Raw genomic sequence first — 7,020 nt, 5'->3', positions numbered from 1 at the left:
GCGTTTTTTATCCTTTGCTGATTTGCATCAGCTGGAATTTCAGGTTTTATGGTACTATTCTCTTTTCTATGACCCTTTTCCAAACCGTGTTTCTTTTTGGAAAATTATATGTTTTCCCGCAAGTACTTTTCTCACGAGAGAACTTTTATAGTATACCATCAATCGTTTTTGTTTGTCAAGCTTTTTCTAAAATTTATTTTTTAAATTTCATTTTGCTGAAACTTTAAAAACGTTGTGGCTGCTGCTCTCTCAAGACAGCTTAATTATTATAGCGCTCACCACACTTAGTGTCAAGCACTTTTTTTATTTTTATACTTTTTAATTTCTGTTGAAAATCAAAGGCATAAAAAAGCCCCGCGATGTCCTATCCTCCCAGGCAGTTGCCCACCAAGTACTTTCAGCGCTAAAGGGCTTTACTTCTGTGTTCGGTATGTAAACAGGTGTTTCCCCTTTGCCATCATCACGAGACTTTTATTATTATAGTTTTCCAGCGCAGTTTTGTCAAGCATTTTTTAATTTTTTTTATTTATATTTTAAACCGGTATCCTGCTCCCCAGACTGTTTCAATATAACGGGGTTCCCGGTTGTCTTCTTCAATTTTCTCGCGAAGCCGGTTTACATGAACGGTGACGGTTGTGGTATCACCAAGCGCATCCATCCCCCATATTCTTTCAAAAAGGGTTTCTTTATTAAATACAATGTTGGGGTTCTCAGCCATAAACAGAAGAAGATCAAATTCCTTATTAGCCAGCGTTATTTCATTGTCCTTTAGATAAACCCTTCTGGCGTTCTTATCGATTTTAAGCCCGTTTATTTCGATTATATAGTGGTTGGCTTTTTGCCCCTGGCTGGTCAGTCGTTCAAATCTGGTGATATGCGCCTTGACCCGGGCTACCAGTTCCGCTGGGCTGAAGGGCTTAACCATATAATCATCTGCGCCCAAGCCAAGTCCCCGTATCTTATCAACGTCATCCCTTTTTGCTGAGACCATTATAATTGGCGTCTCCTTTTTTTCACGGATCTTTCTGCAGATCGTAAAGCCGTCTGTGCCAGGCAGCATTAAATCCAATACAATCAAATCAAAGCTGCCCTTCACGGCAGAGGTTAGTCCGGCATCGCCGTCGCTGGCAAGCTCGACCTGAAAATCGCTGATTTCCAGATAATCTCTTTCGAGCTCTGCGATTTTCCGATCATCCTCTATAATCAGAATCTTCTTCATCTTGGTCCTCCGTTATCGGTAAATGTATGATCATTGCCAGACCGCCCAACGCTGATGGTTCTGCGTAAATGCTGCCGCCAAAGCCCTTAATAATCTCCCGGGTAATGGACAGTCCCAGGCCGCTGCCTTTTTTCTGGCTGCTTCTGGCGGGGTCGGTCCGGTAGAAGCTGTCAAATATCTTCTCAAGCGCATCCTTTTCCACACCGGGGCCATTGTCCTCGAAACGCAGCACTGCTACTCCGGCTTCTTCCGTCAGGCTTATTTTTATTTTTGTGTTTTCTTCCCCGGCGTATTTGAGGCTGTTTTCAAACAGGTTCCAGAGCACCCGTCCAAACTGTGCCAGGTCGATGGTCACCAGTCTTTCATATTCTATCTGGCTGTCCAATTGAATTTCGACAGCTCGGTTCTTTACCTTTAGGCGTGCATCCTCGCAGAAATTTTCGACACAGGCTCTGGCCGAGAGGATTTCCAGTTGAAAATCCATTTTCCCCATGTCCAGCTTTGAGAACAAAAACAGGCTGTCTACCAGCTCTTCCATATCACAGGCAGTGTCGTAAATGGTGTGCAGGTAACGCTGCTGCTTTTCCGGGGTATTGGCCACACCATCGAGAAGACCGCTGGTATATCCTTTAATGGAGGTGAGGGGTGTCGAAAGATCATGGGAAATCCCTGCTATCAGTTCTTTCCTGGAGTTCTCGTAGCGCTGCTGCAGTTCAACTGATTCTTTAAGACGGATACGCATTTCTTCAAAGTCACCACATACCTCGCCAAGCTCATCCTTACTGTAAACCTCCACAGGCTGATCCAGCACGCCGTCACGGATCTCCCGGGCGCCTTTCTGAATACGCTTTATCGAATGAATCATGGTTTTGTAAAGCTTTCCTGCCAGCAGCAGCCCGGTCAGCACCACAATAATCACCGCGGCACCGGCTATCCCTGCCGCGCTGATCTTAATGGTTCGTTTAATATTGTCCCAGGTATCCCAGATCGCGTATGAGCTCTCCCCAAACTCCATCTCACCACTGACAACAAGCAGACGGATTGTCTCGCCTTCCTGATTGGTAACAGGCATCAGATAGACAAGCCCCCTGTCATTCCTGAGAAATATCGGTTGATTCTCAAGCCCCGGCGTTCCGGCAATCTCACGGGCCTCTGCCTCGATTTCATTAACCGTAACACCTTTGGTAAGATAGGGCATTTCTCCCCCTGTTACGGCAATCGACGCTCCGAGCTTTTCCAAAGCGTCCGCCAGGGCAGTCAGGTCGGTCTTATCTTCCTTATCCTTTCCGGAAATTTTTTCGCACATGGAATCAAAGGCCAGCTGCAGCTGATAGGTCGAAACAGTGCCATCCACCTTAAACAGCATATCAGCCTGGTTTTCGGGCAATATGACCATGAGAAAGCCAAACACTGTACCGCCAACAATGGCCAGAATTAAAACGACCGGAATGACGATCATCATCATATTTGAAAGAATCAGCTTTTTTCGTATGGACCAGTCTCTCAGCCCCATGGTGTGTCTCCTTTATTTAAAACGCAACGTTGGTTTGGTGGCGTTCCACTTCAAAACGCTCGATAACCAGACGCTCGAAATCATCCTCCATATCAATAATACCGGCTTTTTCCTTGGCGATTTCCACCTGCTGCCCGGGCGTTTCAATGCCGGGCAGATCCGGCAGCAAGAGCGCACGGTTCACGCCTTTTTCTACAACAATGCCATAAACACGCGGATCCAGTTCCTTTAAGTCTTGGATGTACTCTGGTTTTCCCAAAATATCCACGGAGATTTCCAGTTGATAAAGCTCCTGTGGTTCGACCGGAAGAAAACGCGGATCATAGGCGCAGGCTTCGATGGCATTGCGCACAATTTCCTCTGCGATATTTTCTGTCACGGCCTGGGAGGTCCCCATGCATCCCCGCAGCTCGCCCGCTTTATAGATGGAGACAAAAACACCGGCCTGCTGGTTTTGAAGCGCGGCTTTTGCCTCCTGATCCATGGTCTCATCCAGGTATTTTTTCCAGTTAAACTTGCGACCCTCCTCTACCCAGGTATCAATGGTCAGCCGGGCCAGCGCCAAATACGTATCTTCTGCCTTGAGCCGTTCCTCATGCTGCCTGACCATATCCTGCTCATACCGGGTAATGAGGCTTTCATTGATCGGATCCTTTTCCTCCAGCGCAAAATCAATAAAAGCGCTCAGGTAACCGACCCCAAAGGGCCCTTCATAGGAAAAGAGATGCGAATGGGTTTTTATACTGTCGGTTGCTCCCAGAGCCATGACAATCGGCCGCAGTCCGCACTGGCCGGCCGGCTCATAAATTTTAGGCGGCAGGATTAATATGGAATAATAATCTTTTTTCTCTAGGCCCTGTGTAATCTTTTCGTCAAATACCGGACCCATGGCGTTAAACTGATACGGGCCTTCATCTTTAAGACAATGGGATAAATCTGCGCTTGACAAAATGACAGCATCCTTTCCGTAAGCTTCAATGGCTTCGCGCAGAACACGCCCGGTTCTGAACAGCTCAATAAGGCTGAGTTCTCCAATGGTAATGTGCACCAGTTTATAATCCTGATAATATTTTTCGATATAGTAAAGCGGAACCATACATCCGTGGTCCAGCTTCCGCTCAATGTCGAACTCCTCAGCTGTTTTCTGGTTCAAAAAAATACTTTGACAGTCTGACTGGGCAAAACGACGGTTTATTTCCTCCAGAAGGCCCATGTCGCAGCGCTTTTCCAGCCGGATTTCCGGCGCGCCGTAATCTGCCATATCCCCTTCGAGCCTGGTTTCATAAATGACACTGACGCCATCCTGAAAGACATTTCCGTGGGGCGTGATGCAGATAATCACTTTTGGTTTGATTTCCGCTATCTTTAACGCCAGATCACGCATACCGCGGACGGTCTTTTCCGCCATCAGTTCTCTGCCGCCGCCAATCTCAGGTATAAGCGCCGGCGGATGCGATGCGATTCCGATTCCTTTTAAATACATATGATGGTTCTCCTTCTATGATTATTTTACAGATTCTCTTTATTTATAAAAACATTATAACCAACCCGCCATCTCCCTACAACTCTTTATTTTTATCAAGGAATTTTAATGCTGCTTATGGTAGAATAACTTTATTAAAATGATCAACAAGGAGGTTAAACCTTTTATGTCAGATATGCTGAACCATTACTGCTGCGGACGCAAGGCACTAAACGCGCTTCCAGACCACAGCGACATGAACGCCATTATTCTTAACCATTACGACGCATACCGTCTGGGTACTCAAGGCCCGGACTTCTTTTATTACCACCATCCCATGCCCTGGAAAGGTACAAAACCCTTACACCGCTACGGTAATCTGATCCATAAGAAAAGGGTCGACGCTTTTTTCTATTACGGTTTTAAATATGCTTTTACCAACGAACGGGACCGGGACGTTATCCTGAGTTATCTTGCGGGCTTCAGCTGCCACCATTCTCTGGACGTGGCGACCCATCCCTATATCTTTTATAAAACCGGCCATTGTGACAGCACTCTCCCGGGGAGCCGGATCTATTCTTATTACCACAAATATTTTGAGGTTCTGCTGGATGTTGCCCATTACCAATATGAGTACCAGAAGCTCGGCTGTTTCTTTTCTCTGGAAAAGCTCTTTACGCCAAGTCCAAGAACCCTCAATGCTCTGGAACAGTTTTTTACCTTTATTATGAAGTATATCTACGGTGAAACCACACCCCGTGACTGTATCAAGGACACGGTAGCAGACACCGCTCAGCTGGCCAGACTTTTTTCTGACCCCAATAACCGGAAAAAGCATTTTCTTCAGCCTGTCGAAAGGCTGATTCAGGAGGAACGGCTGGTTACCCGTGTCTTTTATCCGCTTTATACAAATGAGTACCTTGTACTTAATGTCGCAGAGGAGCCCTGGAAGCATCCCTGTACTGGGGAAACTTTTACGGACAGTTATCCACAGCTTTTCAAACAAGCCGTAGGCGACACTGTGCGCAAGATCAAGATGATGGACGCCTTCCTGGCCAATGACAAGGTCACTGTCTCCGAGGTTCATGAAATGTACGGAAACAAATGCTATGACCGGGCGCTTCCATGCGGGTCTGATTTGGAAATGACACATTTTGATATCATTTTTGAAAAGCACCCACAGCTTTAGCCCAAGTTATGCACAGATTGTGCATAACCCAAAGAGGACATCCTGCACAGCTTATCCACAAATACAGCGTAAATTGTGGATAAGCTGTGGGCAATTCTTCAGCAGAACACAAAAGGCCGGGAATTACAATTTTGTAATTCCCGGCCTTGTTCTGTCGCTATTCGATTGTTCTTGTAAAAGAGAGGGGGATTCTCTTACAATGCTTATGATACGCCCCTGCCCTTAATTCTAACTTAAACATTTTTCAAATTATAGAAAGAGTTGATCCCGCCGTAAATGGCTGTCTGTCCCAAATATTCCTCGATCCGGAGCAGCTGGTTATATTTTGCCACACGGTCTGTCCGGGACGGCGCGCCGGTTTTTATCTGGCCGGCATTCATGGCAACTACCAGATCCGCAATGGTCACATCCTCTGTTTCACCGGAGCGGTGTGAGACGATAGCCGTATAGCCTGCGCGTTTTGCCATTTCGATGGCGTCCAGCGTTTCTGTCAGAGTACCGATCTGGTTAACTTTAATGAGAATCGAATTGGCAACGCCAAGATCAATCCCTTTTTTCAACCGTTCGGTATTTGTGACAAAGAGGTCATCGCCAACCAGCTGAATCTTTTTGCCAAGGCGTTCGGTCATAATTTTCCAGCCTTCCCAATCTTCCTCATCGAGGCCATCCTCAATGGAGATGATGGGGTATTTGGTGATCAGGCGTTCATAGAAGTCAATCATTTCTTCAGTGGTCAGCTCCTTGCCTTCACCTTTTAATATGTATTTTCCATTTTCCTTATTGTACATTTCAGAAGCCGCAACGTCCATGGCCAGACGCACATCGTCTCCCGGACGATAGCCGGCGGCCTGGATACCTTCAATAATAGCTTCAAGGGCTTCCTCATTGGATTCAAGGTTTGGCGCAAATCCGCCTTCATCACCAACGCTGGTGACCAGTCCTTTTTTCTGCAGCACTTTTTTCAGATTATGGAATATTTCTGAACCCATGCGCAGCGCTTCAGAAAAGTTTTTTGCGCCCACTGGCATGATCATAAATTCCTGAATATCCACATTATTGTCGGCGTGTTCTCCGCCGTTCAGAATGTTCATCATCGGGGTCGGCAGTATCTTGCCGTTGACGCCGCCCAAATATCTGAACAGCGGCAGCCCCAGAGATTCGGCGGCTGCGTAAGCATTGGCCATGGAAATACCCAGGATTGCATTTGCGCCCATTTTCCCTTTATTCGGGGTACCGTCAATGGCGATCATGGCTTCATCCAGAGCGACCTGGTCCAAAGCGTCCATTCCCACCAGATGTTCGGCCATATAATTAACATTTTTAACGGCTTTTAAAACGCCCTTTCCCATATAACGGCTGTTATCACCATCACGCAGTTCCACCGCTTCAAAAGCGCCGGTTGAGGCGCCGGATGGCACCATGCTTCTGCCCATGGAGCCGTCTTCCAGATAAACATCCACCTCAATCGTGGGATTTCCTCTTGAATCCAGCACCTCACGTGCCATAATATCTTCAATATATGTACTCATTCTTTTTCCTCCTGTGTTAGTTTCCTATTTCGCTATCTTTAATTATACCCACTTTTCCTTTGATTATCATTAAAATTGTTATTTTTGACTAACTCTTTACACAAAAAA

The 7,020-nt window shown here is 46.4% G+C and carries 5 protein-coding genes and 1 rRNA gene; 1 reads left to right on the top strand and 5 read right to left on the bottom strand.

All coding sequences use genetic code 11. The features are described 5' to 3' along the window. Nucleotides 1-351: 351 nt before the first annotated feature. The 4 genes from rrf to amrA all read right to left on the bottom strand — a co-directional run bounded on the left by rrf (nucleotide 352) and on the right by amrA (nucleotide 4,215). Nucleotides 352-468: ribosomal RNA gene (rrf, locus tag I2B62_RS14605) — 5S ribosomal RNA — on the bottom strand. 58 nt (nucleotides 469-526) lie between these two features. Then, on the bottom strand, nucleotides 527-1,219 hold the full coding sequence (locus tag I2B62_RS14600; RefSeq protein ID WP_195269805.1) for a response regulator transcription factor: 693 nt from the start codon (nucleotides 1,217-1,219) through the stop codon (nucleotides 527-529). Next, entirely contained in the window at nucleotides 1,191-2,732 is a 1,542-nt protein-coding gene (locus tag I2B62_RS14595; protein ID WP_195269804.1) for a HAMP domain-containing sensor histidine kinase, read from the bottom strand. The genes I2B62_RS14600 and I2B62_RS14595 overlap by 29 nt, the downstream gene beginning before the upstream one ends. Nucleotides 2,733-2,748: 16 nt before the next feature. Then, nucleotides 2,749-4,215, bottom strand: coding sequence for an AmmeMemoRadiSam system protein A (gene amrA, locus I2B62_RS14590; RefSeq protein WP_195269803.1), 1,467 nt, complete (start codon nucleotides 4,213-4,215; stop codon nucleotides 2,749-2,751). A gap of 166 nt (nucleotides 4,216-4,381) precedes the next feature. On the opposite strand from amrA, the gene I2B62_RS14585 reads away from it, so the two are divergent. After that, nucleotides 4,382-5,383: a zinc dependent phospholipase C family protein gene (locus tag I2B62_RS14585; RefSeq protein ID WP_195269802.1), complete on the top strand. Its 1,002-nt coding sequence runs from the start codon at nucleotides 4,382-4,384 to the stop codon at nucleotides 5,381-5,383. Nucleotides 5,384-5,616: 233 nt separating this feature from the next. Here the strand turns inward: I2B62_RS14585 and eno are convergent, their stop codons facing one another. Then, entirely contained in the window at nucleotides 5,617-6,912 is a 1,296-nt protein-coding gene (gene eno, locus I2B62_RS14580; protein ID WP_195269801.1) for a phosphopyruvate hydratase, read from the bottom strand. Between the last annotated feature and the right edge of the window lie 108 nt (nucleotides 6,913-7,020).

This window comes from Eubacterium sp. 1001713B170207_170306_E7 (assembly GCF_015547515.1).
In the GTDB taxonomy this organism is placed as follows: Bacteria; Bacillota; Clostridia; order Eubacteriales; family Eubacteriaceae; genus Eubacterium.
Note: the sequence above shows the minus strand (reverse complement) of the source record. Positions and strands in the feature narration are given on the sequence as shown.

Excerpts from the sequence above, each read along its gene's own strand:
- I2B62_RS14600 (WP_195269805.1), bottom strand. The coding sequence starts at position 1,219 with ATGAAGAAGATTCTGATTATAGAGGATGATCGGAAAATCGCAGAGCTC.
- I2B62_RS14595 (WP_195269804.1), bottom strand. The coding sequence starts at position 2,732 with ATGGGGCTGAGAGACTGGTCCATACGAAAAAAGCTGATTCTTTCAAAT.
- amrA (WP_195269803.1), bottom strand. The coding sequence starts at position 4,215 with ATGTATTTAAAAGGAATCGGAATCGCATCGCATCCGCCGGCGCTTATA.
- I2B62_RS14585 (WP_195269802.1), top strand. The coding sequence starts at position 4,382 with ATGTCAGATATGCTGAACCATTACTGCTGCGGACGCAAGGCACTAAAC.
- eno (WP_195269801.1), bottom strand. The coding sequence starts at position 6,912 with ATGAGTACATATATTGAAGATATTATGGCACGTGAGGTGCTGGATTCA.